The 23,770-nt window shown below is 65.2% G+C and carries 22 protein-coding genes and 3 tRNA genes; 17 read left to right on the top strand and 8 right to left on the bottom strand.

Features of this window, described 5'->3' with window-relative positions:
- Nucleotides 1-18 precede the first annotated feature (18 nt).
- Nucleotides 19-315: a hypothetical protein gene (locus tag ACQE2J_RS11945; RefSeq protein ID WP_240689660.1), complete on the top strand. Its 297-nt coding sequence runs from the start codon at nucleotides 19-21 to the stop codon at nucleotides 313-315.
- Nucleotides 316-427: 112 nt separating this feature from the next.
- Here the strand turns inward: ACQE2J_RS11945 and ACQE2J_RS11940 are convergent, their stop codons facing one another.
- Entirely contained in the window at nucleotides 428-2,044 is a 1,617-nt protein-coding gene (locus tag ACQE2J_RS11940; protein WP_135538622.1) for a cell division protein, read from the bottom strand.
- 230 nt (nucleotides 2,045-2,274) lie between these two features.
- Here ACQE2J_RS11940 and ACQE2J_RS11935 point away from each other — a divergent pair, with 230 nt between their 5' ends.
- The 9 genes from ACQE2J_RS11935 (at nucleotide 2,275) to ettA (ending at nucleotide 11,030) form a co-directional block, all read left to right on the top strand.
- Nucleotides 2,275-3,465: an acetyl-CoA C-acetyltransferase gene (locus ACQE2J_RS11935; RefSeq protein ID WP_135538620.1), complete on the top strand. Its 1,191-nt coding sequence runs from the start codon at nucleotides 2,275-2,277 to the stop codon at nucleotides 3,463-3,465.
- A gap of 71 nt (nucleotides 3,466-3,536) precedes the next feature.
- A complete protein-coding gene (locus ACQE2J_RS11930; protein ID WP_135538618.1) occupies nucleotides 3,537-3,851 on the top strand; it encodes a thiamine-binding protein in 315 nt (104 codons plus the stop codon).
- A gap of 79 nt (nucleotides 3,852-3,930) precedes the next feature.
- Nucleotides 3,931-4,137, top strand: coding sequence for a hypothetical protein (locus tag ACQE2J_RS11925; RefSeq protein ID WP_135538616.1), 207 nt, complete (start codon nucleotides 3,931-3,933; stop codon nucleotides 4,135-4,137).
- A 106-nt stretch (nucleotides 4,138-4,243) separates the two neighbouring features.
- Nucleotides 4,244-4,317, top strand: a tRNA-Arg gene (locus tag ACQE2J_RS11920).
- 179 nt (nucleotides 4,318-4,496) lie between these two features.
- Nucleotides 4,497-6,194 carry a dynamin family protein gene (locus ACQE2J_RS11915; protein ID WP_135538615.1) on the top strand — a complete coding sequence of 566 codons (1,698 nt, stop codon included), beginning with the start codon at nucleotides 4,497-4,499 and terminating at the stop codon, nucleotides 6,192-6,194.
- Entirely contained in the window at nucleotides 6,191-7,771 is a 1,581-nt protein-coding gene (locus ACQE2J_RS11910) for a GTPase (RefSeq protein WP_135538613.1), read from the top strand. The genes ACQE2J_RS11915 and ACQE2J_RS11910 overlap by 4 nt, the downstream gene beginning before the upstream one ends.
- Nucleotides 7,772-7,942: 171 nt before the next feature.
- Nucleotides 7,943-8,614: a single-stranded DNA-binding protein gene (locus tag ACQE2J_RS11905; RefSeq protein WP_135538611.1), complete on the top strand. Its 672-nt coding sequence runs from the start codon at nucleotides 7,943-7,945 to the stop codon at nucleotides 8,612-8,614.
- Nucleotides 8,615-8,691: 77 nt separating this feature from the next.
- The gene (locus tag ACQE2J_RS11900) at nucleotides 8,692-9,300 is read left to right on the top strand and encodes a DUF6993 domain-containing protein (RefSeq protein WP_135538609.1); all 609 of its coding nucleotides are present in this window, start codon (nucleotides 8,692-8,694) and stop codon (nucleotides 9,298-9,300) included.
- Between the two features lie 47 nt (nucleotides 9,301-9,347).
- On the top strand, nucleotides 9,348-11,030 hold the full coding sequence (ettA, locus tag ACQE2J_RS11895; protein ID WP_425119528.1) for an energy-dependent translational throttle protein EttA: 1,683 nt from the start codon (nucleotides 9,348-9,350) through the stop codon (nucleotides 11,028-11,030).
- Between the two features lie 161 nt (nucleotides 11,031-11,191).
- Here the strand turns inward: ettA and ACQE2J_RS11890 are convergent, their stop codons facing one another.
- Both ACQE2J_RS11890 and ACQE2J_RS11885 read right to left on the bottom strand, forming a co-directional pair.
- Entirely contained in the window at nucleotides 11,192-11,440 is a 249-nt protein-coding gene (locus ACQE2J_RS11890) for a hypothetical protein (protein WP_135538605.1), read from the bottom strand.
- Nucleotides 11,437-12,345 (bottom strand): acyl-CoA thioesterase, encoded by a 909-nt coding sequence (locus tag ACQE2J_RS11885; RefSeq protein ID WP_135538603.1) that lies wholly within the window; start codon nucleotides 12,343-12,345, stop codon nucleotides 11,437-11,439. The genes ACQE2J_RS11890 and ACQE2J_RS11885 overlap by 4 nt, the downstream gene beginning before the upstream one ends.
- An 83-nt stretch (nucleotides 12,346-12,428) precedes the next feature.
- Between ACQE2J_RS11885 and ACQE2J_RS11880 the strand changes: the two genes are divergently transcribed.
- Nucleotides 12,429-12,983, top strand: a complete 555-nt coding sequence (locus tag ACQE2J_RS11880; RefSeq protein WP_425119527.1) for an acyl-CoA thioesterase — start codon at nucleotides 12,429-12,431, stop codon at nucleotides 12,981-12,983.
- Complete coding sequence (locus tag ACQE2J_RS11875; protein ID WP_135538601.1) at nucleotides 12,980-13,648, top strand: hypothetical protein; 669 nt, start codon at nucleotides 12,980-12,982, stop codon at nucleotides 13,646-13,648. The genes ACQE2J_RS11880 and ACQE2J_RS11875 overlap by 4 nt, the downstream gene beginning before the upstream one ends.
- 78 nt (nucleotides 13,649-13,726) lie before the next feature.
- Here ACQE2J_RS11875 and ACQE2J_RS11870 read toward each other — a convergent pair whose 3' ends face one another.
- Genes ACQE2J_RS11870 through pepN form a run of 3 tightly spaced genes read right to left on the bottom strand, consistent with a single transcriptional unit; the run spans nucleotide 13,727 to nucleotide 17,954 of the window.
- A complete protein-coding gene (locus ACQE2J_RS11870) occupies nucleotides 13,727-14,131 on the bottom strand; it encodes a globin (protein WP_135538599.1) in 405 nt (134 codons plus the stop codon).
- Nucleotides 14,115-15,275 carry a mechanosensitive ion channel family protein gene (locus tag ACQE2J_RS11865; protein ID WP_426936387.1) on the bottom strand — a complete coding sequence of 387 codons (1,161 nt, stop codon included), beginning with the start codon at nucleotides 15,273-15,275 and terminating at the stop codon, nucleotides 14,115-14,117. The genes ACQE2J_RS11870 and ACQE2J_RS11865 overlap by 17 nt, the downstream gene beginning before the upstream one ends.
- 12 nt (nucleotides 15,276-15,287) lie before the next feature.
- Nucleotides 15,288-17,954, bottom strand: a complete 2,667-nt coding sequence (gene pepN / locus ACQE2J_RS11860; RefSeq protein WP_426936386.1) for an aminopeptidase N — start codon at nucleotides 17,952-17,954, stop codon at nucleotides 15,288-15,290.
- 194 nt (nucleotides 17,955-18,148) lie between these two features.
- On the opposite strand from pepN, the gene ACQE2J_RS11855 reads away from it, so the two are divergent.
- From ACQE2J_RS11855 to ACQE2J_RS11845, 3 genes are all read left to right on the top strand, one after another.
- Complete coding sequence (locus ACQE2J_RS11855) at nucleotides 18,149-18,754, top strand: DsbA family protein (RefSeq protein ID WP_135538593.1); 606 nt, start codon at nucleotides 18,149-18,151, stop codon at nucleotides 18,752-18,754.
- 75 nt (nucleotides 18,755-18,829) lie between these two features.
- A complete protein-coding gene (locus ACQE2J_RS11850) occupies nucleotides 18,830-19,303 on the top strand; it encodes a ribose-5-phosphate isomerase (protein ID WP_135538591.1) in 474 nt (157 codons plus the stop codon).
- Between the two features lie 24 nt (nucleotides 19,304-19,327).
- On the top strand, nucleotides 19,328-20,440 hold the full coding sequence (locus tag ACQE2J_RS11845; RefSeq protein WP_425119525.1) for an alcohol dehydrogenase catalytic domain-containing protein: 1,113 nt from the start codon (nucleotides 19,328-19,330) through the stop codon (nucleotides 20,438-20,440).
- Here ACQE2J_RS11845 and ACQE2J_RS11840 read toward each other — a convergent pair.
- Nucleotides 20,421-21,557 carry a PQQ-dependent sugar dehydrogenase gene (locus tag ACQE2J_RS11840; RefSeq protein WP_167854369.1) on the bottom strand — a complete coding sequence of 379 codons (1,137 nt, stop codon included), beginning with the start codon at nucleotides 21,555-21,557 and terminating at the stop codon, nucleotides 20,421-20,423. The two genes, ACQE2J_RS11845 and ACQE2J_RS11840, sit on opposite strands and share 20 nt — an antisense overlap.
- 203 nt (nucleotides 21,558-21,760) lie before the next feature.
- A tRNA-Pro gene (locus tag ACQE2J_RS11835) sits at nucleotides 21,761-21,834 on the bottom strand.
- Between the two features lie 164 nt (nucleotides 21,835-21,998).
- Between ACQE2J_RS11835 and ACQE2J_RS11830 the strand changes: the two genes are divergently transcribed.
- Together ACQE2J_RS11830 and ACQE2J_RS11825 are read left to right on the top strand one after the other, a co-directional pair.
- A tRNA-Gly gene (locus tag ACQE2J_RS11830) sits at nucleotides 21,999-22,072 on the top strand.
- Nucleotides 22,073-22,211: 139 nt separating this feature from the next.
- Nucleotides 22,212-23,591, top strand: a complete 1,380-nt coding sequence (locus ACQE2J_RS11825; RefSeq protein WP_135538585.1) for a hypothetical protein — start codon at nucleotides 22,212-22,214, stop codon at nucleotides 23,589-23,591.
- Nucleotides 23,592-23,770 lie beyond the last annotated feature (179 nt).

The following is a 23,770-nucleotide window of genomic DNA, read 5'->3' as shown; positions in this document are numbered from 1 at the left end:
ACGTGAGACAATGGCCCAATGCCACGATCTTCATCTTCGCGTCGCAAGAACAAATGGCAGCGGGAGCCGCGTGACCTTTCGGAGACCACCGCGGGCATGCGGACGAGCAGGTCGCTGCCGGACGGCACCTGGTCGGTGCAGACCGTGAAAGGCAATGACTCCGGAAGGTCCTACATCTGTCCCGGCTGCGGGCGGGATGTCAACGCAGCATCGAGCCACATCGTCGCGTGGCGGCAGGAAGCCCGGCACGGCATCGAGATCGGTGTGGAGAGTCGACGTCACTGGCATTCCCGCTGCTTCGACCGCTTCCGCTGAACCCTTCGCTTTCTGAAAGCTGCACAGATAAAGAAGGGCCCCGCTTCGGCGGAGCCCTTCTTCATGCTGCTTCGGCGTCGCTCAACGAATCAGAGCGGCGCGTGCGACAGCGTCAACGCAGAGAGTTGCGTGAGCGAGTCGTCTTCGAGCTGTTCTTCTTCGATCCGGACACCTGAGCGTCGATGGCGATCGTGTCTTCGTCGGTGGCTCCGTTCGGCAGGTTCTTGCCCTTGCCGGTGGACTCACCGGACTGCTTGGCCTCTCCGGACGGAGCTGACTGCGAGTCTTCAGCCGCCTCGGCGTCAGATTCCGTTGAAGTCTCCGCCTGCTGAGCCGACTCTCCATCCTCCGGCGAGTCCTCTTCGTCGCTCGCCTTCTCCGCAGAATCTGCGGAGTCCTTGGCTGCCGCAGTATTCGACGCTGTCGATGCGCTGTCGGACGAGTCCGCGGCGTCTTTCTCCTCCACGTTCTCCGCAGCTTCCGAATCGTCGTCTTCGGCCAACAGGTCTTCGAGCTCCTGGCCGTCGGCGATCTGCTCGGTGGCGTGCGAGGCCGATTCTGCCTTCGCCGGATCGACGCTGTCGCCGCCCATCACGCCGGGCATGGCGAACAGCGACCGAAGCTGATCGAGCTGGGCGGTGATCGTCTTGCGCTGCTTCGTCAGCAGATCGACCTGCGACTGTGCGGAAGCGACATTGCGCTTGGCTTCGGCCGCCGATTCCTCGATCGTCGCCTCGGCAGTGGCTCGCGCCTCGGAGATGAGCGTCTGGGCACGGGACTTGCCGTCGGCGATGATCTCGTCGGCCTTCTTCACCGCATCGGTGCGCGTCTTCTCTGCGCGCTCGGCTGCTTCCTTGGCTTCTGAATCGGCCTTGCTCGCACGAGCCTGGGCTTCCTCGATGAGCTTCTTGTTCTCGGCCTGAGCCTGCTCGTAGCGCTTCTTGCGTTCGGTCTCGGCTTCCTTGCGCTTCGCGGCGAGCTCGACGTCGAAGTCGTTGCCAGCCTTCTTCGAAGCCTCGTCGCGGGCCTTGGCGGCGGCAAGCAGCTCGTCGGCCTGCGCCTGCGCGGCGGCGATCGTCTCTTCGGCCTCGGTCTTGGCCTCGGCCAGCAGATCCGCAGCTTCCTTCTCCGCGGTGGCACGGAGTTCGGAGAGCTCGAGGTCGAGGCTTTCCCGGGCCTCCTTGGCGGCGGCCGCATTGGCCTCCTTGGCCTGATTGGTCTCGCGCTCGGTGGTCGCCTTGAGCTCGGCGGCCCGCTTCTCAGCGGCCTTGACGGTCTCCTCGGCACGCAATTCCGCCGAGGAGGTGATCGCATCGGCTTCGGACCGGGCATTGGACAGAGTGTCGTTGCTCTCGGTGTGCATTCGGGCGCGAGCAGACGCCGCCTCGGCGCGAGCCTTGTTCCTGATCGTCTCGGCATCGGAATTGGCCTGAGCCAGGGTCTCGCGCGCCTGGGACTCAGCGATCTTGAGCAGATGGTCGATGCGGCTTCCGGGAGGGCCGGAAGCCTCGGCGTTGTCGTTGGCCGCCTTCTTCAGCTGGGCTTTGGCCTCTGAGAGCTCACCGGCGATCTGCAGCTTCGCCCGATCCGCATTGATGACCTGGCTGCGCGCATCGGCAAGCGCTTTTCGGACCGACTCGACTTCGGTGCGCAACTGCTGCAGACGCGAATCGACTTCACTCTTTTCGTAGCCGCGCATCGCTGTGCGGAATTCTTCGGTGGGCGTCACTGAAGCGAACTCCTGTCGTCTCGGAAAGGGGGTGATCTGGGCTGTCCTCGTCCTACTCTAACGGAGACTCTATGAGTGTTGGGTGCGAATGCGCAGGGGTGGACAGGCTCCTGTGGGAACTCGATCGCAGACCCCGTGACGAAGGCCACAGCTGACTCGACTAGTCTGGTGGATGTCGAAAAGCACACGTGCTGGGACCGAGTCCGGGCGCGAGAATCCGAGGAGGAAAAATGGCTGATGCAGTGATCGTCGCCGGAGCGCGCACCCCGTTCGGGCGTCTGCAGGGCGAGTTGTCGAAGCTCAGCGCCGTCGAACTCGGGGGCAAGGCCATCGCCGGTGCCCTTGATCGGGCCGGGATCGAAGGCGGCGACGTCGACTACGTGATCATGGGACAGGTTCTGCAGGCCGGTAACAGTCAGGGGCCGGCCCGACAGGCCGCCGTCGAGGCCGGGATCCCCATGTCGGTTCCCGCCGTGACCGTGAACAAGCTGTGTCTGTCGGGCATCAACACGATCACTCAGGCCGCGCAGCTCGTGCGTGCCGGTGAATACGACGTCGTCGTCGCCGGCGGCCAGGAGTCGATGAGCCAGGCTCCGCACATGCTCATGAAGTCGCGGTCCGGGTACAAGTACGGCGATGTCGTCGTCAAGGACCATATGGACTACGACGGGCTGTGGGACGCCTTCACCGACCAGGCGATGGGCGGACTCACCGAGGATGCCAACGCCGGCGATCGCGAATTCTCCCGAACGGAGCAGGACGAGTTCTCCGCACGCTCGCATCAGCGGGCCGCACAGGCGCAGGAGGCGGGAGCGTTCGACGATGAGATCGTTCCGGTGACGATCAGCTCGCGCAAGGGCGACGTCACCGTCTCCGTCGACGAGGGAGTGCGTCCCGACACGACTGCGGAATCTCTGTCGAAGCTGCGGCCCTCCTTCCGCAAGGACGGGACGATCACGGCCGGCAACGCCTCGCAGATCTCCGACGGTGCCTGCGCCGTCGTCGTCATGTCACGTGAGAAGGCCGAAGAGCTCGGGGCCCCGATCCTCGCCGAGGTCCGTTCTCATGCCTGGACCGCAGGGCCGGACTCGACTCTGCAGCACCAGCCTTCGCAGGCGATCACGGTCGCCGCTGAACGCGAAGGCGTCGCCGCGGACTCCTTCGACCTCTACGAGATCAACGAGGCCTTCGCCGCAGTCGGCCTCGCCAGTTCGAAAGACCTCGGCGTCGCCGCGGACAAGGTCAACGTCAACGGCGGAGCGGTTGCGCTCGGTCACCCGATCGGCGCCTCCGGGGCACGCATCGTCCTGACCCTGGCCCTCGAACTCCAGCGCCGAGGCGGCGGCTCGGGAATCGCCGCTCTGTGCGGCGGCGGAGGACAGGGCGATTCGCTGATCATCAACGTCCCGGCTCAGGCCTGACCCGGCGATGTTCCGCAGAGCGGCGGAGTGCCCGAGGGCCCTCCGCCGCTCGCTCAAGGAAGGACAACAACATGCTCGCAGCATTCTCGGTCGCGCCCAGTGGGGGAGAAGGGGCCGACGCCTCCGTCCATGTCGCCGTAGCCGCGGCAGTCGACATCGTGCGCCGCTCCGGACTTCCGCACCGCACCGATTCGATGTTCACCACGATCGAGGGCGAATGGGACGAAGTCTTCGCCGTCATCAAAGATGCCACAGATGCCGTCGGTGAGTTCGGCACCCGCGTCTCCCTGGTGGTCAAGGCCGATATCCGCCCCGGCTACACCGGTGAGATCGACGGCAAGCTCGAACGTTTGGAGACGGCGATCGAAGCGCGCGAACAGAACTGATTGAAATTTTCAAGGAATTCCCAGTGACGTGAGTCACTGAAGGCGCTAACCTTTTTCCAACGGAAGAAGGAGATGAGCAATGAACGGTGCCAAATACTTTTCGATCGCCACTGCACTGACGCTGGTGGCTCTGTTGGGCTTCATGCTGGCCGGGTTCTTTCCGGTGGTCGTCGACTTCGCCTTCGGAATCGAAGCGATTGCCGTCATCCTGGCGATGACCGGGGTCGCGGTGGTGTCTTTCGTGACCGTGCGCAAGTCAATGGAGCAGGCAGCGCGTCGTCACTGAACCCCTATATCAGCGATACGGCCCCGTGCGGGGAGGGAACCGAAGCGGTTCCGCTCCGCACGGGGCCGCTTTCTGTTCACGTTCGGCCATCGGTTACGATGTTTGAGCCTCCGTAGCTCAGTCGGATAGAGCAACCGCCTTCTAAGCGGTAGGTCGCGGGTTCGAGCCCCGCCGGGGGCGCTTCTGCTGTCTCGGGCCCTCGCACGAGGCTCTGCTCGGATCCGACCGGCTCCGTGCCGCCGGGCGTATTCGGGCGCGCACCCACACTCGTGCCTGCCCCTGCATGCTGTGAGCAATTCGGCGCTGGCACGGCGTGGCAATTGGAGCCGAGCTGGGAAAACATAGAGAGTGGGAGCGTGATGACAGAGAGCAAGAGTGCCGTGACGCCGCCGGTCGGCCAAGCGCTGAACGATATCGTCAAACGCGTCTCTGAGACGCGCTTCCCGCTGCGGACCGGTGACTTCGAAGACGCTCGCGGCGCGCACGCGGCGCTGACCGCAGAGCTCAATGACTACGTTCTGCCTCGGATCAACCGCTCCCGGACCCCGTTTCTCATCGCGGTCGGCGGATCGACCGGTGCCGGGAAGTCGACGTTGGTGAACTCCCTCGTGGGGCGGGCTGTCAGCCCCGCCGGAGTGCGTCGTCCGACGACGGGCAACCCGGTTGTCATCCACAATCCCGCCGATGCCAAGTTCTTCGAATCCGAGCACTATCTGCCGGATCTCCCACGCAGCAGCGACCCGGAATCGGCGGTGCCCGGCGTCGTCATGGTCGCCGATGAGAACATCGCCCCGGGCACAGCGATCCTCGACTGCCCGGACATCGACTCGATCTCCGAGACGAACCGTGCACTCTCACGCAGGACCCTGCTCAGCGCCGATCTGTGGCTGTTCGTCACCACGGCCAACCGCTACGCCGATGCCGCCCCTTGGGCGCTGCTGAAGACGGCCGCAGCCCGTGACACTTCCGTTGCCATCGTCCTCGACCGGGTTCCGCCCGAGGCGAATCGCGAAGTCAGGCACCATCTCTCAAGCCTGCTCTCGGACGCCGGACTGGCGAACTCACCGATCTTCTCCGTGGCCGAGCTCGAACTCGAGAACGGTCTGCTGCCGCATTCGGCGATCTATCCGATCCGTTCCTGGATCTCTCAGGTCGGTGCCGAAGGAACGTCTCTCGAGCGCATCCGGACACGCACCCTCACCGGCGCGGTCGCTGCGCTGCCTGCCCGTGTCCGCGAGCTCGCCGACTTCGCACAGTCGCAGGAACAGGCGCACGCCGCACTGGCGGGATCCCTCGAGGAGAGTTTCCGCTCGGCCGATGCGGGGCTGGCCGAAGTGTTCTCGGACGGCCGTGTGCTCCACGGCGAGGTCAACGCTCGTTGGCAGGACTTCGTGGGTACGGGGCAGCTGTTCCGCGGCCTCGAGCCGACGATGGCGCGGATGCGCGATCGCATCTCGGCGGCCGTGACCGGCAAACACGATGCGGCGACCCCGCTGCATGTCGCGATCCTGCGCAGCGCCGCTGTGTCGCTGCGTGAGCAGGCCATCGCTGTGGTCGACGACGTCAACACCGAATGGCGCAATACCGCGGCAGGTGCGGCCCTCATCGAGGATCAGGCCGAACTGCGGCAGGTCGCCAGCGATCTTGAGGAGTCAGTGAAGGCCGCCGTCAGCGCGTGGTCGGACGACGTCAACGCGCTGGTGCGCGACATCGGGCAGGGAAAGAAGTCCAAGGCCCGGATCCTCTCCTTCGGAGTGGCGGGTGTCTGCGCGGTCGTCGAATATGCGGCGTTCTCGGACCCGCAGCGTCCGCTCGGCAAACAGCAGAGCGAACGCCAGGGTGCAGGAGTCGCCGTCAACTTGGCTGAAACGATCTTCGGCGAATCCGAAGCCGCCGGCATCATCGCCTCGATCCGCCAGCGCTTCTTCGACGCTGCGACTGGAATCGTGAGAGGCTGCCGGACCCCGTTCGACAACGCTCTGAGAATATCCGCGGTACCGGCGCGGCAAGCGGGCGCGCTGCGCGCCTCCGGTGAACGACTTGAGGTGGCATTGTGAACAGTTCTGCACAGACCGAGATCCGACGACTGGCCGAAGGGATCCGGCATTCGCTGTCGCTCAATGAGGACAAACTCGCCGGAGACGTTCGAGCCGATGCCCAAAATCTGCTCGACCGGGCCGAGGACCGATTGGGCCTGGGCGAGGACTTCACCGTTGTCGCCTTCGCGGGATCGACCGGTTCGGGCAAGTCTTCGCTGTTCAACGCGGTGGCAGGTCTCGAGATCGCCCGCGTGGGGGTTCGGAGGCCGACGACGTCACGGCCGACAGCCTGCGTGTGGGGAGACGGCGGAAACGACGTCCTCAACTGGCTGCATGTTCCCGAACGCAGCCGCACCTGGCGCGAATCCGCCCTCGACGGTGACGACCAGCGCCGACTGCACGGACTCATCCTCCTCGACCTGCCCGATCACGATTCGACCGCGGTCGAGCATCGGGTCGAATCCGATCGTCTGGTCGGCCTCGTCGACGTTGTGTTCTGGGTCGTCGATCCGCAGAAGTACGCCGATTTCTCCCTGCACTCGGAGTATCTGACGAAACTCGCCGAGAACAGCGCAAATATGGTCGTCGTCCTCAACCAGATCGACAAGCTCAGTCCGGAAGAGCAGAAGGCGGCGGCCGACCATCTGCGACAGCTGCTCAATGAAGACGGTCTCAGCGAAACGAATGTGCGCGTCTCCTCAGCAGCGACCCGTGAGGGCATTCCCGAGCTGCGCAGCATCCTCGCCGATACCGTCGACTCGAATGAAGCGGCCGCCGAACGACTGCTGGCGGATATGCAGGCCATGGCCAAACGGATCCGGAAGGAACTCGGCGAGCCCGTCGCCCCTCCGGACGAACTGCCAGGAGCTTCCCGCCTCGTCGAGACGATGTCCGATGCCGCCGGCGTCGACGCCGTGGCGCAGACGGTTCACGATGATTACATTCGTCGTGCCTATCGCAAGACCGGGTATCCCGTTCTCGCGTGGATGCAGCGCAATGCTCCGGATCCACTCGGCGCCAAGCACGGACAGGACCGTGACGAACTCGTCCGCGCCTCGGTCCCGGCGACCACCAAGGCGCAGAGTGCGCACGTGCGATTGATGGCCCACGAACTGATCACCGAATCGGTGTCCACGATGCCCCGAGCGTGGCAGAACGACGCCGCCGAAGCGGAGAAGAGAAGCACAGACGAGCTCTCCGACAACCTCGACTCGGCCATCACCGCTGTGGAGATCACCCGGCGTCGTCCCGGTTGGTGGTCGCTTGCACACACCCTGCAGATCGTCTTCTTCATCGCCACGATCATCGGAATCGTCGGTGTCGTCGCCTCCGCCCTGGCCGCGGCGATCGGTTCCGGAACGCTGCCGGCTTGGTGCTGGGTGGTGAGCATCGGACTGCTCGTGATCGGTGTGATCGGCTCCGTGATCACCTCGCTGATGGCGAAATCGGCGCGGAACAGAGGGGCCAGCGAAGCGGGTGCCGAAGTCGACGCCAGACTGCGGGACGCGGTCGGTCAGGTTGCGCAGAGCTCCTACCTCGAACCGGTGAAGGCTGTCATCGGTGAGCATCGGCGGGCATACGAAATGCTCACCTGAGACTTCAGCGCACAATGAGTGCGACTCGGTCTCCTGTGCCCTGTGGATGGAAAAGCGTCATCCACAGGGCATTTTCAATCTCTGGACGGGGGAGGACGGTTCCGGGCTGACTGGAGGACCACGCGACCGCCGAGGATCGCGTGCCGCCATCCAGTCGAAGAGGAGACACCGATGTCCGCCATTCCAATCACCGTCACCGGCACCATCGCCACCGAACCCACTGCTCGCACGCTGCCGTCCGGGCGGGCCTGTGCGTCCTTCCGCCTTGCCGTCAATCACTGGAGAGTCGACAGAGGCACCGGGGAATTCATCAACGACGGCACCTCCTGGTTCGGCATCGACTGCTACGGAGATCTGGCCAGCAATTCCTCCATGTCGCTGGGCAAAGGCACCGCGGTCATCGTCACCGGCAGTCTGCGCAACCGCGAGTGGGAAACCGAAGAGCGAAGCGGCGTCGCCCCGACCGTCGTCGCCGACCACATCGGTCCCGACCTGCGCTACGGAACCGCGCACTACCGGAGGGCCAAGGGACAGGACCGGACAGAGAATCAGCCGTCGAAAGCGCCGGAGGACACCGGCACGGCTGAGAGCGATGGCTGGGAGGGCCTCGGTTCTCCTTCTGCAGCCGAGGTGGCGACTGCTGCTCGCACGACCGGTGCCGGTGAGCGCCCATCGTCCGATGCCGACACCTCGGTCGCTGAGGGGGAGGCGTCGGCGGCTGAAAGCGATGGAGCCGACCAAGAGGGAACGGGCAGCAGCGCTGCGACGGGCGACAACGACGGGCCCAGCGCGGACGATACCGCGATCGCGGCAGTGACCGCTGCCGCGGCGGCGCCGTTCTGATCGATTCGCTGCCACCGCCAGCCGCCTCGATCGGTTAAAGTGAGACTGTCAATCGTCCCCTCTCGCCGAGGTTTCAGATGCGTCTTGTTCCTGTGCTGGGTGCCGCAGCACTGACTCTGGCATTGTCGGGCTGCTCCCTTCTGGGCTTCGGCGGCGACGACGCCAAACCCGAACCGAAGACGACTCACGCTGCTCCCGTGGCCGAGGTGGACAAGGTGCTCAAGGCACTCAAACCGATCACGGGGGACAAGGACTCGGTCCCGTCGACGAAGAAGTTCTTCACCACGATGCTCGACGCCGGTTACGAGCCCGATCAGCTCGAAGCCACACTCGACGCCTCGCCATTGGGCAACGATGTCCCATCGAAGATGTTTGGAGTCAAGACCGACAAGGGCTGTGTCGTCGGAGAGATCCGGTCGGGGAAGGCGACGGCAGAACTCGTGGAGCCCACAGAGTCGACGGGTTCCTGCCTGTTCGGCGAGGTCGACAGGCCGAAGGGGGTCAAGGCTCCGAAGGGGGAGAAGCGGGACGAAGAAGGTGACTCCAACGGCAAGGGCCACCTGCCGGGGGAGGATATCAACGGCAAGGACGAGCAGACAGAGACTCCGCAGCCGAGCGAGGACTCTCCAAGCTCCGACGGCAGTTCCGGTTCCTCGGACGAGGCCCCTTCGCTCGGCGGCGGCTGAACGCCAATTAACGCTTGAGCGCGCGGAAACGATAGCCTGAGGACACTATGGCCGAATTCATCTACACCATGCACAAAGCGCGCAAAGCGCACGGTGACAAAGTCATCCTCGACGATGTATCGATGTCGTTCTACCCAGGAGCGAAGATCGGTATGGTCGGCCCCAACGGCGCCGGCAAATCGACGATCCTCAAGATCATGGCGGGACTCGAGCAGCCCTCGAACGGCGAAGCTCGACTCAGCCCCGGTTATTCCGTGGGCATCCTTCTGCAGGAACCGCCCCTGAACGAAGAGAAGACAGTCCTCGGCAACGTCGAAGAAGGCGTCGGCGAGATCAAGGCGAAGGTCGACCGCTTCAATGCGATCTCCGAGGAGATGGCCAGTCCCGATGCGGACTTCGACGCCCTCATGGAAGAGATGGGCAAGCTCCAGGAAGCCATCGACGCGGCCGACGCGTGGGATCTCGACTCGCAGCTCGAACAGGCGATGGACGCTCTGCGCTGCCCGCCGCCGGATGCCGAGGTCTCGGTGCTCTCCGGCGGTGAGCGCCGCCGCGTGGCCCTGTGCAAGCTCCTCCTCGAGAAGCCGGACCTGCTGCTTCTCGACGAGCCGACGAACCACCTCGATGCCGAATCCGTGCTGTGGCTCGAGCAGCACCTGAAGACCTACCCGGGAGCGGTCATCGCGATCACTCACGATAGGTACTTCCTCGATCATGTCGCCGAATGGATCGCCGAGATCGACCGCGGTCACCTCTACCCCTATGAGGGCAACTACTCGACCTACCTGGAGAAGAAGCAGGAGCGCCTCCAGGTCCAGGGCAAGAAGGACGCCAAACTCTCCAAGCGGCTGAAGGACGAACTCGAGTGGGTGCGTTCGAATCCGAAGGCGAAGCAGACGAAGTCCAAGGCACGTCTGGCCCGCTATGAGGAGATGGCCGCAGAAGCGGAGAAGACCCGCAAGCTCGACTTCGAAGAGATCCAGATCCCTGCCGGTCCCCGCCTCGGAGATGTCGTCATCGAGGCCGAAAACCTGCAGAAGGGCTTCGACGGTCGTCAGCTCATCGATGGTCTGAGCTTCTCGCTGCCGCGCAACGGCATCGTCGGTGTCATCGGCCCCAATGGCGTCGGTAAGACGACGCTGTTCAAGACGATCGTCGGGATTGAAGAGCTCGACGGCGGCGATCTCAAAGTCGGCGACACCGTCAAGCTCTCCTATGTCGACCAGTCGCGCGGCGGAATCGACCCGGACAAGAGCCTGTGGGAAGTCGTCTCCGATGGACTCGACTTCATTCAGGTCGGTGCGGTGGAGATGCCTTCGCGTGCCTATGTCTCAGCGTTCGGATTCAAAGGTCCGGACCAGCAGAAGAAGGCCGGCGTCCTCTCCGGCGGTGAGCGCAACCGTCTCAACCTCGCACTCACCCTCAAACAGGGCGGAAACCTCCTTCTCCTCGATGAGCCGACTAACGACCTCGACGTCGAAACCCTGGGTTCCTTGGAGAACGCGCTTCTCGAGTTCCCGGGCTGTGCCGTGGTGGTCTCCCACGACCGGTGGTTCCTCGACCGTGTGGCCACACACATTCTGGCGTGGGAAGGCACCGAGGAGAATCCGGCGAACTGGTACTGGTTCGAAGGCAACTTCGAGTCGTACGAGAAGAACAAGGTCGAACGCCTCGGTGAGGATGCGGCGCGACCGCATCGGGTCACGCACCGTCGTCTCACCCGCGACTGAGCCTCACCGGCCGCAGCCGCCGATTCTCCACAGAAGTGCCTCCGCCCGGTGGCGGGGGCACTTCTGTGTCCGGTCAGCGCTGATCGAATGATTCTGCTGCTCTGTTCGGCTCTCAACCGGCGTGCGCAGATCGTCGACTGGCCGCTGACCGAGTGTACGGTTCAGCGTTCGGATGGGCGCAGAAGCGCTCCGAGACCCTTGAACAGGAGGCGGATGAGAACTGTGCCGATGACCCCGCTGATGACCGACAGGATCGCGCAGACCCCGATAGGCAGATCGGTTCTGCCGTTGAGCGCGGCGAGGGTGAGGAGCGCGATGACGATGAACAGGGCCACGTTCACCAGGCGGCTGAGGATCGTGCCGATGACGTCCATCATCGTCGGGTCGCTCGGCATCGGATCGTTCTTCACCGGCTCTCCTTGACCCGGACCATGCCCTCCTGCGCCACCGTGGCCAGCAGCGTCCCGTCCTGGGAGAAGATCCGTCCGTAACCGAGACCCCGTCCGCCCTGTGCCGCCGGTGACTCCTGAACGTAGAGCATCCACTCGTCGACCTTGACCCGACGATGCCACCACATGGCGTGGTCGAGGCTGGCGACCCGCAGACCGGGGCTCCTCCACGTCAGCCGGTGATGACGGAGAACAGGTTCGAGGAGGTTGAAGTCGCTGGCATAGGCCAAAGCTGCGGCATTGAGGACGGGGTCGTCGCCGAAGGGGGCACTGGCCCGGAACCATGAATGCTGCTCGGTGATCGAAGGATCGGAGACCCCTGAGGTGTGCAGGGACGGTTCGACCGGGCGGACTTCGAAGGGACGTTTGCGCAGCCAGTCGGTGACGACCGCCGAATCCTCGTCGCCGATGTAGTCGAGCAGCTCCGGGCAGTCCTCGGGAGCCGGCAGACCTGTGGGCATCAGCTCGGCGTGGTCGAGACCGGGCTGTTCGTCCTGGAACGAGGCGCTCAGCGAAAGGATCGGCGCGCCCTTCTGATAGGCGTGGACGCGCCGGGCCGAGAACGAACGGCCGTCGCGCAGGCGCTCGACACCGAATTCGATCGGTTCGCTGACATCCCCGGCACGGAGGAAATAGCCGTGCAGGGAATGGATGAGCCGGTCGGAGGGCAGAGTCGCTGCCGCCGCGATGACGCACTGGGCCAGCACCTGACCGCCGTAGACACGACCATCGGGTTTGTACTGGCTGTGGCCGATGAAGAAGTCCGTTTCGCTCGACGCCGAGGTGAACTCGAGCCGCTGCAGATCGAGGATGTCATGCAGCGTCGCCACGTTGGTCTCTGCTTCGGTGGATGCTTCTTCGGTCATAGCTCTCTCCCTGCAACGCCGGTGACTTTTTCGCGTACGGTCCACGATCCTATCGCGTGGGACACCGAGTCGATAAAGGTGGCATGATGGGAAGCATGCACTCAGGCGCCACCGATCCACTGCTCGATGACTTCACCCGTGTACTGCTGGAGCTGAGATGGGGCGATATGGATGCCTACGGGCATGTCAACAATGTCACCCAGCTCAGGCTGCTCGAAGAGGCTCGTGTACGCGCGCTGGGATCGCCGACCCACAGCTCCGATGCTCCGACGACGCCCGGCCGGCACGGAGTGTCCGATGCTGTCAGCGGGGTGAAGATCCCGACGATCTTCGCTGACGCATCGGCGACGACCGAGCTGCTTGTGGCCTCCCACGCGATCGAATACCGCGCACCGATGCCCTACCGCACCGGACCCGTCGCGGTCGATCTGGTCATCAGCGAAGTCAGGGCCGCCTCGGTGACGGTCGGCTACACCATCTGCGAACCCGACGGTTCGCAGGTCTACACGGTCGCCGAGACCGTCATCGTCTTCATCGACATCGCCAGCGGCCGACCGCGTCGCCTCAACGAAGCCGAGACCGCAGCGATGGAATCCGTCCTCGGCACCGCCGTTCCGCTGCGGAGGGCACGCCGATGACCACATTGCAGATCGCCGACCCGCTGGCGATGCGGGATCTCGCCTCTTTCACCACCCTGGCCCACCGTGCCGATTCCGACGGTGCGATGCGGCTGCAGGTCGTCTCCAACGTCCTCGCCGCCTCCGTGGCGCCGCTGTTCCCCCACGGATTGGGCGATTCGACGCCCCTGGTCCTGGCCATGCGGACTCTGCGCCTGCATGATTCCGAGCTCGACGGACTGGACGAAGCAGTGCCGCTGTCGAACCTGCTCGACCGCTTCGCTCGGGAGGAGAACGGCACGGCTCTGCCCGTGCCCCCGAACTCCGTGCTCGTCTCGTGGACGGGCATCGCGCCTCCGCGCGGAGGATGGCAGACAACGGACACGATTTCGGTGGGCGGTCTGCACGAGACCGCAGCACAGGGTGTGGCCGAGATCAGCAGCGGAGCGCCGGAAGGTTCAGGGGCTCACGCGGTCAAGGCGCTGCGCTCCCGAATCTGGTCGCGCGAAATGTTCGGCGACCAGGGTACGGCCGTGCCCAGCGGGCTCGCCTTCGCGGCCACGGCCCTGCGTTTCATTCCTGCGGCAGGACGCGATGATGACCGCGAACTGACCATCATGGAATCCGCGGGATGGCTGCGTCTCGTCACTCCGGGCGGGCACCTGCTCACTCGGATCCGCGGCTGAGCCGAATCGTGCCCACCCGCCTTCGACGCTGAGCCGGCGCTCGCTGAGCGGCGCCTTCGACGCTGAGTCGGAGCTCGCTCAGCGGATGTTCGGATTGGCCGTATTCACCATCGCCGTCGCGGCTCGCTGGAAGTAGTCCCAGAAGATCTCGTCGTAGAGCGGGGCCAGAGCGACATCGTCGAGTGCCGCACGCATGCAGCGCAGCCACCGGTCACGGGCATCGAAGTCGATCGGATAGTCGAAATGACGCATCCGCAGCCGCGGATGCCCCCGTTCCTCCTGATACGTCGAAGGACCCCCGAAGTACTGTTCGAGGAAGGTCTGCAGGCGATGCTTCGCGCCCTCGAGCTCGTGGCCGTCAGGGTACATGGCGATGAGCTGAGCATCCGCGTCGACGTGCTGGTAGAACACATCGACGAGACGGCTGAAGGTTTCGTGGCCTCCGACGGCGGCGAACACCGAATCGTCAGTCGTCTGCGTCATCGTTCGATCCTTCGCTCGGGGAGTCTTCCTGGACGGTGCTGCGGATCTCCTGGTCGCTGGGCAGCGCCGAGGGCTTGTCCTCGGCGGTCGCAGTCGACTTCGTCGGTGCGGCACCGACGGTGCTCTGCGCACGCTGGGCAGATGAGTCCGCGCCGGTCGTGGAAGCAGCGGTGGTGGCGGCATCCTCGGTGGTCGGCAGTGTGCGCAGGACCGTCTCCTGCATCATACCGATCTGTCCGCCGCGCTCGGCCAGCTGGGTCATGAGTTCGGCGCGGAATGCGCGTTCGACCATCCACTGCAGGTTCGGTTTGGTTTTGACCATTGTGCGGATGACTCGGTACGAACCGGACAGGGACTGGACACCGGCGATCTCCGGGTCTTCGAGCATCGCCTTGGCGATCTCGGGGTCCTGCTTCAGCTTGTGGGTGATCTGTGCGGCCATCTCGCGGAAGTCGTCCATCGAGGTCCGGTAGTCGATGGGGATGTCGAGGACCGCGCGAGCCCAGCCCTGCGACAGGTTGCCCACGCGCAGGATCTCACCATTGCGCACATGCCACAGGGTGCCGGTGAGGTCACGGACCTGAGTGCGGCGCAGACCGACGTCCTCGACCTCGCCGACGGCCTCACCGAGGTCAACGGTGTCACCGATGCCGTACTGGTCCTCGATGACGATGAAGAACCCGGAGAGGTAGTCGCGGACGAGCTCCTGGGCACCGAAGGCGATGGCGACACCTGCGATACCGGCAGAGGCGAGGATCGGGGCGATGTTGAAGCTGAGCGCGTCGAGGATCATCAGCGCAGCGATCACACTGATGAGGATCGTCGTCACCGACGACAGCATCCGTCCCACGGTCCTCGCCCGCTGCGCACGGCGCTGCTTGATCGTCTGCTGATCGATCCCGGTGTGCTGCGCTTCCATCGCCGTGGCCGAGAACTTCGCGAGACCGGCACCTTCGGCCTTCTCGCTGCCGACCGTGCCCTTGGCCACCGCCGTCGTGAAACGACGGATGAAGAGACGCACGATGAGATTGACGATGATGGCACCGACGATGATGACGGTGATCCGCAGCGGGGCTCCGAGGAGGAAGGACCAATCGAAGTCACCTGCGGCTTGAACTGTGGATTCCAATGGATCAGAAGTCATGGTGCCCCGAGACTAACGCGCGAGGTTCAACGATCCCTTGGAAGCGCTGGACACCCGCTGAACCCGCAGCGCCCTCTCGGCATCGGCGAGGTTCTCTCGCATCAGCCTCAGCAGGCCCTTCGGAGCCGAAGGGTGGTCATCGAGCCAGCGTCGGGTCGCCTCGACTGTGTCGGAACTCACCGGCGGGAACAGACGCACTGTCATCGTCTGAGCCATCTCCAGGGTTCGAGTCTCCCACCAGCCTGCGACGCGGGCGAAGTACTCGTCTGCGAAGGGACCCAGCGGAGCCGCCGCGGCGATGCTCTCACCCGACGACGTCTGCAGACCCGTGGCGAATCCCAAAGCGAGCGCGCTGAGTTCGGAGTTCGGCAGATCCGCCTCCTCGACGAGGCGGGTGAACGCCCACGATTTCGCCTCCGTCGTCGGCCGGGAGGCACGAGCGGTTGCGGCCCGCCGGACTCCGGTGGCGCTGGGATCCTTGCGGCTCATCGCCTCGAGCGCAGCCTCATCTGCGCCGTCATGGGCGCAGAGGGCGACGAGAATGTCCCAGGACAGGTCCGTGTCGATGGCGATCCCGTGAACCCTCTCGGTCTCAGGCAGCAACCAGGACCGCAGCCGGTCGAGCTGGCCGGTCGTGGTTGCGTGCTTGACGAAGCCCTGGACGAACTGGAACGCCTGATCGGTGCCTTCGTCCACGGTTTCGAGGAGTTCGAAGAAGCGATCGGCCAGCCGGGCGTGCATCGCCTCGCGCTGCTGCGGAGGCAGATACGCCGAGACCGCGGTCTCGAGCTGGCGCATCTGCGTGAGCAGACCAGAGGAATGCGTGATCGCCCCCAGATGGGCGGTGATGGTGTCGATGTAGTCATGGACGGGCCGTTCACCGTCGCGGACCTCATCCCAGAGAGTGGCGAGGATGAGCAGCTGGGTGAGCGAATCGTCGAAGTCACTCAGACGCTTGGCAGCGGTGTCCATGCTGTGGGCGTCGAAGCGGACCTTCGCGTAGCTGAGGTCGGCGTCATTGACGACGATGACGTCGGGACGGGCCAGCCCCTCGGCCTCGACCACCTCGGCGGATTCGGAATCGATGTCGAGGGAGAAGGAATGGGTGCGCACCATGCGGCCGGTCTCGGACTCGGAATAGAAGCCGATGGCAAGACGGTGGGGCCGCAGCGACGGGGTGGGCTGTCCTGCGATCTCCCACGGACGCTGTGTCACCTGCAGACGCGTGATGACTTCGCTGTTGCCTTCAGCCGCGGGGTCGGACTCGGTCTCGACGGCAGCTTCGAGGAGGTTGACGCCGGATTCCTCGAGCCACAGCTTCGACCAGCTGGCCAGATCCCGCCCCGAGGTGGCCTCGAGCTCGTCGAGGAGGTCGGAGAGTTCCGTGTTCGACCACGCATGTTTGTCGAAGTAGCGTCTGAGTCCGGCGAAGAACTCCTCCCGCCCGACCCAGGCCACCAGCTGCTTGAGCACCGAAGCGCCCTTGGCGTAGGTGATGCCGTCGAAGTTGACCTCGACATCGGCGAGGTCTTCGATGGGCGCGACGATCGGGTGGGTGCTCGGCAGCTGATCCTGTCGGTACGCCCACGACTTCTCGATCGTGGCGAAGGTCGTCCATGCGTCGGCGAACTCCGTCGCCTCGGCGGTGGCCAGCGTCGACATGAATTCGGCGAAGGACTCGTTGAGCCACAGATCGTTCCACCAGCGCATGGTCACGAGGTCGCCGAACCACATGTGGGCGAGTTCATGGAGGATGGTCACCGTGCGTCGTTCGACCAATGCCTCGGTCGGCCGCGACCGGAAGACGTAGTTCTCCAGGATCGTCACGGCCCCGGCGTTCTCCATCGCTCCGGCATTGAACTCCGGCACGAAGAGCTGGTCGTACTTCTCGAACGGGTAGGCGATCCCGAACTCCCGTTCGAAGAACTCGAAGCCGGCCTTTGTGATGCGGAACAGTTTGGCCGAGTCGAGGTGCTCGAGCAGCGAAGCCCGGCAGTACAGGCCCAAGGGCACGATCGAACCGTCCGAGGACGTCAGCTTCGAATGCACGGACCGGTAGGGGCCGGCGATGATGGCAGTGATGTAGGACGAGATCGGCGTGGTGGGAGCGAACTGCCACACGGCCGTCCCCTCGATGGGCTCCTCGTCGAGCTCGGCGAAGGTCTCCTTCGGGCTGCTCGGCGTGGGGGTGGGGGAGTTCGAGACGACCGTCCACTTCTCGGGAGCGATGACGGTGAAGGAGTACGGGGATTTGATGTCGGGCTGCTCGAAGACGGGGAAGACGCGGCGGGCGTCGGGGACTTCGAATTGGGAGTACAGGTAGACCTCGTCGTCGATCGGGTCGACGAAGCGGTGCAGGCCCTCACCGGTATTCATGTAGTAGAAGCGGGCATCGACGATGAGTTCGTTCTCAGCGGCCAGGCCGGGCAGAGTGATGCGCGCCGGTCCGACCACCTCGGCGAGGTCGAGGTCGACGTCGTTGAGACGCACGCGCTCGACACTGGCGGTGATGGCGTCGATGAACGTCGACGAGTCCGGCACCGCGGTGAAGCGGATCCGCGAGCGGACGCGGAAGCTCTCACCGACTCCCGTGAGGATCAGGGTGTGATCGTAGCTCGTGACGTCCACGAGGGCGGAACGTTCGCGGGCTTCATCGCGGGTGAGGTTGTATTGCGGCACAGTGTGGCGACCTTCGCTTCGGGAACCGGGTGTACTGGGTCATTCTTTCATGGACACGTCATCGGGCAAGGACCTCGGCTCCGATGCCCGTGATTCGATCGCGTTCCCCGTACCCGCTCGGCCTTGATAGATTGAACAGCGCAACGTCGGGTGGCCGGCTTCGGTGCCCACGACCGAATGGAAGAGGAGAGACAGTGAGCAAGGAAACACTCGATCTGTGGTTCGATACGGCCTGCCCCTGGGCCTGGATGACCTCCCGCTGGGGCCTCGAAGTGGCCAAGGTGCGCGATGTCGAGGTGAGGTTCCGGCCCATGAGCCTCAACTTCCTCAACCGCGACAAGGACATCGACGCTGACTACCGGGCACTGATGGACCGGGCGCTGGCGCCGATGCGCATCGTCACCGCCGCGATCGCCGAACACGGAGAAGAGGTGGCCGAGCCCCTCTACACCGCCATCGGCACCCGTATCCATCCGGGTGGGGAGAAGGACTTCGAGCAGGCCGTCTCCGAGGCCCTCACCGAGGTGGGGCTGCCCGCCGAGCTCATGAAATACGGCGAGACCGACGACTATGACGCGGCTCTCCAGACATCCCACGATGAAGCGCTGGCTCTTGTCGGCGATGATGTCGGAACGCCGATCTGCCGTGTGGCCGGCACCGCGTTCTTCGGACCGGTCGTCACCCCGGCACCGAAGGGCGAGGACGCAGGCCGACTCTTCGACGGTGTCCTCGCGGTCGCTTCGACGCCCGGATTCTTCGAACTCAAACGCACCCGCGACCAGGGTCCGAACTTCGACTGAAGATCCAGCACCACCCGTTCCCGCGCGGATAAAGCGGATAAGACAGCTCCGCAGAGTTCATCGAAAGGCACGCACATGAAGGTTCACCTCGGCACAGATCACGCCGGATTCGATTTCAAACAGGTTCTCAAAGCCCACCTCGCAGAGGCGGGGCACGAGGTCGTCGACCACGGCGCACTCGAATACGACGCCCTCGACGACTATCCGGCGTTCTGCATCGCCGCCGCCCAAGCCGTGGTCGATGACCAGTCCGCCGGAATCGAGGCCCTCGGCGTCGTCATCGGCGGTTCGGGCAACGGCGAGCAGATGGCGGCGAACCTCGTCACGGGCGCACGCACCGCTCTGGCGTGGAACCCGGAGATCTCGAAGCTGGCACGTCAGCACAACAATGCGCAGATCGTCGCCGTCGGCGCCCGCCAGCACCCCGAGGACGAGGCGATCGCCATCGTCGATGCCTTCCTCGCCGAACCGTTCTCCGGCGACGAACGTCACCAGCGCCGGATCTCCATCATGGCCGATTATGAAGAGCAGGGCGCCCAGGCGCTGTGAGACGAACAGTCTGAGGAGGACGCTGTGAAGATCAGAGGTGCGGTGCTGCGTGAGATGGAGCGGCCTCGTCCGTTCGCGACGTCGCGGCCGATGACGATCGAGGACCTCGACCTCGATGACCCGGGACCCGGTGAGGTGCTCATTCGGATGGAGGCCGCCGGAGTCTGCCATTCCGACCTCTCCGTCGTCGACGGCAACCGACCCCGGCCTCTGCCGATGCTGCTCGGCCACGAGGGAGCCGGAGTCGTCGAGAAGCTCGGTGACGGTGTCGATGACCTCGAGGTTGGCCAGCAGGTCGTCACCGTGTTCCTGCCCCGGTGCGGTGAATGCCCGAACTGCCGCACCGACGGCAAACTTCCGTGCACGCCCGGCAGCGTGACCAACGGCGCCGGGACCCTGCCGTTCGACGGTCACCGGGTGCGCCTGCACGATGACACCGGTGCCGAGGTCCTCCACCACCTCGGCGCGTCCGTGTTCGGCACGCATGCGGTGCTCAACCGGGCATCCGTCGTCCCCGTCGCCGACGATGTTCCCGCACCCATCGCCGCTGTGCTCGGCTGCGCCGTGCTCACCGGCGGGGGAGCGGTGCTCAACGCCGGTCGCCCCGGACCGGACGACGAAGTGATGGTCGTCGGCCTCGGCGGGGTCGGCATGGCAGCGCTCATCACGGCACTGTCGCTCGACACCGCAGGAGTCATCGGCGTCGATGCGAACCCGGACAAACTCGTGCGGGCGAAAGAACTCGGCGCCGCCGAAGTCTTCACCCCCGAACAGCTCGGGGACCGGAAGGCTCCCATCGTCATCGAATGCGTCGGGCACCCGCGCGCCTTCGAAACCGCGTTCGAAGCCACCGCCGTGGGCGGAACGACGGTGACCGTGGGCCTTCCCGCACCGGATGCGCAGTCGCATATCACTCCGGTGACCTTGACCGCCGAGGCTCGCACCGTCGTCGGCTCCTACCTCGGTTCGGCCGTGCCGAGTCGCGACATCCCCGTCTACGCCCAGCTGTGGCGGGAGGGGAAGCTGCCGGTCGAAGAGCTCATCTCCGACACGATCGGCCTCGACGACCTCAACTCCGCGTTCGACGCCTTGGCCGACGGCACGGTGGTGCGACAGATCATCGACTTCGCACGCTGAGGATCCGGTCGTCGCCGTCGGACGGGTCGCCGCGTCCGTCGGTGTTGTTCGTCATCAGCCACAGTTCTCCGCCCGGGGCGGAGACGACATCTCGCAGCCGTCCGTACTCGCCGACGAACTGCGTCTCCTGCCTTGCGGTGTCCGCGAGGGGGACCCAGCGGAGTCGTTGACCGCGCAGGTTGGCAATGGCGATCGAATCCTCGGTCACGGCGATTCCGCTCGGGCTCGCTTCCTCGGTGCTCCACTGATGAACCGGAGCGACGAAGTCGCCGGCCGACCCCGAACCCGTGCTGCCGCTGGAGGCTGGGATCCCTTCGACCTCCGGCCAGCCGTAGTTGCGCCCGGCTTCGATGATGTTGAGTTCGTCCCAGGTGTCCTGACCGAACTCGCTGGCGTACATCGTTCCTTCAGCGTCCCAGCCGAGCCCCTGTGCGTTGCGGTGTCCGTAGGTGTAGACAGGGGAGTCCGGATCCGGGTTGTCCGCGGGCACGGTTCCATCGAAGTTGAGCCGCAGAATCGAACCGTTGAGAGACTCGGGGTCCTGCGCATCCGCGGGGTTCCCGGCATCGCCGGCCGTCGCATAGAGCTTGCCATCGGGTCCGATCGCCAGCCGACCCCCATTGTGGAAGCTCGCCTTGGCGATCCCGTCGAGGATCGTCTCCGGCTCACCGAGCTCGAGCCTGCCCGGCTCTCCCGAGAGCGGAAACCGCTGGATGCGGTTGTCCTCGGCCGAAGTGAAATAGGCGAAGAGACTCTCATCGGCCACTGCCAGCCCGAGCAGCCCGCCCTCACCCTCGGCGACGACTGATTCGACAGTCGCGACTTCGCGGGACTGCGCGGGCCGGTCCTCGCTGAGTTCGAGGATCCGCCCGGAATCGCGTTCGCTGACCAGCGGAGTTCCCTTGAAGAAGGCGATCGACCACGGGGTGTTAAGATCCTCTGCCACCAGCTGTGGTGCACCGTCCTCGGAACCGGTGTCGGCAGCTCCATCCGACTGCGCGGCGGTCGGATCCGCGGTGTCGTCGGCCGACGCGGGAGATTCGGACCCCTCGGGACTGGGCGGTTGATGGGTGCAGCCCGAGAGCAGCAGGGCAAGCGCAGCGATCACGGCAGCCATGCGGACCGGTCCCTGCTTCGATGGCTCGCTTCGGATCGGTCGGTTTCGGCCCAGCATCGTGAGCACCTCTCGGGGTCGTTCGCTCGAACAGCTCGTGCGCCCATTGTTCCCGATGCGGTCGACTGCCGCCAGAATCAGGCCCCGCAGAGCCTGAGAATGCGAAAGAGCCGCCCGGACCGATTGGTCCGAACGGCTGCTGATCGTCGGGATGACAGGATTTGAACCTGCGACCCTCTGTTCCCAAAACAGATGCGCTACCAAGCTGCGCCACATCCCGCGACGACACCCATCTAACCACAGGCCAGGACCCAGATGCACGCCGGAATCGACCAGTCGCGGTAATGCGATGCAGTTCACACGACGACCGCGCCTGTGGTGCAGCTCACGAACCCTCGATTTGGTGAGCGGAGAGGAACTCGACTATAGTCGATCTCGCACCGCGGGGATGTAGCTCAATGGTAGAGCCTCAGTCTTCCAAACTGATGGTGCGGGTTCGATTCCCGTCATCCCCTCCAGCTACCGGTCTGGCCTTCGGGCCAGGCCGGTTTTCTCATGCCCGCACGTGCCTGTGTGGGTAGAATTCGTCCATACCGTCATCGCCGCCCCGCGACATCGCAGTCCGGTGTCGGCTCCGCACAGCAGGAAGTCCCACTCATGTCCTCCGCCCGGCCCCGCCGTCAACGTGCCGGGTTCGCGCTGTCGCGTCGACGGCTGATCGCCGGAGGGGTCGGTCTCGGCCTCATCGGGCTCGGGGCGACGGCGGCGACCCGGGAACTCGCCGAGGCGGCCCAACCCGATCCCGTCCGTTCGGTGACCGTGGCCTACACGCGGTCGGGACGCAGAGAGGGCCTCGATGCCGAGGCGGCGCGGAGTCTGCCCGACGGGTCGAGGGTGGTGCCCGGGGCCGCGGTTGCGGCGCCTGCACGGCGGCAGCGGGAATTCCTGACTCAGAGGGCGGCATGGTTGGAACATGTGCCCGAAGCCCGGCGGGGCCTCGCGACCTCGGCGCTGCTGGATCTGTGGGTGCTCAGTGACGGACTGCCGGCCACCGTGGCCGGCTGGGTCGGCCCGTGGAGGTACATCTGGCCTCGTGACACGGCCTTCGCCGCTGTAGCTCTGGCCCGCGTCGGCGCTGTCAGACAGGCCTGGAGCCAACTGCTCTACCTGCAGAGCATCCAGGCCGTCGATGGGTCATTCGCCGCCAGGGTGGTCCCCGAGACAGGGATGTCGCCGGACGACCGGGAATCGCAGTTCGACGCTCTCGGACTGGTGCTCTGGGCCGTTGCCGACGTCCTTGCTGCGGCGGAACGGGCCGCTGTCCGACTCGACCTCGACGAGTTGGCCGACCTGCTGCGAAGAACCACCCGGAGACTGCTCGACCACACCGCCCGCGGACAGCATCTGCCGCCGGTGGGCCCGGACTATTGGGAGGTCGGAGAATCACAGGTCACCCTCGGTCTGGCCGGCCCGACTCTGATCGGAATGGACTCGTTGGCCGCGCTGACCGCGGCGGATCCGGAACTGTGGGGCCGCCTCGGCGGGGGAGTCGGGAACGTCCTGCCGGCCGTCGACGCCTATTCCGCGACCTTCGCTCGCACCTTCGGCGCCAACGGGCTGCAGCGCTATCCGACCTCGGGCGGGTGTGATTCGGCTGCTGCCTATCTGCCCGCCGCCGGGCTCGTCCCCACCGACGGTTCCGGCGCCCGCATCTACGCGATCGAAGCCGAAGCCCTCGTGACCGTATGGGACCGTCTCGAGCAGCCGGGCGGCGGCATCAAGCCGGGTCACGGATGGATCATCGACCGCTCCAGCTGGAGCCCATCGACCTCGCTCATGGCGCTGGGATTCGCGCGTCTGGGGCAGCGCGGTCGGGCCGAGGCGATCCTCGATTGGCTGGCCGAGCATCGTACCTTCGCGGGTTCCCTGCCGGAGAAGATCAGTGCCGACGGGCAACCGGTCTCGGTGGCGCCGCTGGCATGGACGGCAGCCAATGTCATCATCACCTTCGACGAGCTCTACGTTCGGCGCGGATAGGCCGCCCCATGAAATAGCGCCGGTTTCGCGTATCGAGAGGGGTTTCGCGTAATATGGGTGATTGCGTCTTGCGGACGTGCGCGAAACATTCGTGGACTTTCGCTCCCCCTTAAGGTCACGGGTTGGCCGATCAGGCTGCGAGATGGTCGACAACGACCACGAGCTGAGCCGGTCAGGTC

Source organism: Brevibacterium sp. LE-L (assembly GCF_050214925.1).
In the GTDB taxonomy this organism is placed as follows: domain Bacteria; phylum Actinomycetota; class Actinomycetes; order Actinomycetales; family Brevibacteriaceae; genus Brevibacterium.
This window is presented reverse-complemented; position numbering and strand designations above follow the sequence as displayed.

Excerpts from the sequence above, each read along its gene's own strand:
- ACQE2J_RS11905 (WP_135538611.1), top strand. The coding sequence starts at position 7,943 with ATGTCCGCCATTCCAATCACCGTCACCGGCACCATCGCCACCGAACCC.
- ACQE2J_RS11870 (WP_135538599.1), bottom strand. The coding sequence starts at position 14,131 with ATGACGCAGACGACTGACGATTCGGTGTTCGCCGCCGTCGGAGGCCAC.
- ACQE2J_RS11850 (WP_135538591.1), top strand. The coding sequence starts at position 18,830 with ATGAAGGTTCACCTCGGCACAGATCACGCCGGATTCGATTTCAAACAG.
- ACQE2J_RS11840 (WP_167854369.1), bottom strand. The coding sequence starts at position 21,557 with ATGGCTGCCGTGATCGCTGCGCTTGCCCTGCTGCTCTCGGGCTGCACC.
- ACQE2J_RS11885 (WP_135538603.1), bottom strand. The coding sequence starts at position 12,345 with ATGACCGAAGAAGCATCCACCGAAGCAGAGACCAACGTGGCGACGCTG.
- ACQE2J_RS11925 (WP_135538616.1), top strand. The coding sequence starts at position 3,931 with ATGAACGGTGCCAAATACTTTTCGATCGCCACTGCACTGACGCTGGTG.
- ACQE2J_RS11915 (WP_135538615.1), top strand. The coding sequence starts at position 4,497 with ATGACAGAGAGCAAGAGTGCCGTGACGCCGCCGGTCGGCCAAGCGCTG.
- ettA (WP_425119528.1), top strand. The coding sequence starts at position 9,348 with ATGGCCGAATTCATCTACACCATGCACAAAGCGCGCAAAGCGCACGGT.
- ACQE2J_RS11935 (WP_135538620.1), top strand. The coding sequence starts at position 2,275 with ATGGCTGATGCAGTGATCGTCGCCGGAGCGCGCACCCCGTTCGGGCGT.
- ACQE2J_RS11945 (WP_240689660.1), top strand. The coding sequence starts at position 19 with ATGCCACGATCTTCATCTTCGCGTCGCAAGAACAAATGGCAGCGGGAG.
- ACQE2J_RS11875 (WP_135538601.1), top strand. The coding sequence starts at position 12,980 with ATGACCACATTGCAGATCGCCGACCCGCTGGCGATGCGGGATCTCGCC.
- ACQE2J_RS11930 (WP_135538618.1), top strand. The coding sequence starts at position 3,537 with ATGCTCGCAGCATTCTCGGTCGCGCCCAGTGGGGGAGAAGGGGCCGAC.
- ACQE2J_RS11865 (WP_426936387.1), bottom strand. The coding sequence starts at position 15,275 with ATGACTTCTGATCCATTGGAATCCACAGTTCAAGCCGCAGGTGACTTC.
- ACQE2J_RS11880 (WP_425119527.1), top strand. The coding sequence starts at position 12,429 with ATGATGGGAAGCATGCACTCAGGCGCCACCGATCCACTGCTCGATGAC.
- ACQE2J_RS11900 (WP_135538609.1), top strand. The coding sequence starts at position 8,692 with ATGCGTCTTGTTCCTGTGCTGGGTGCCGCAGCACTGACTCTGGCATTG.
- ACQE2J_RS11825 (WP_135538585.1), top strand. The coding sequence starts at position 22,212 with ATGTCCTCCGCCCGGCCCCGCCGTCAACGTGCCGGGTTCGCGCTGTCG.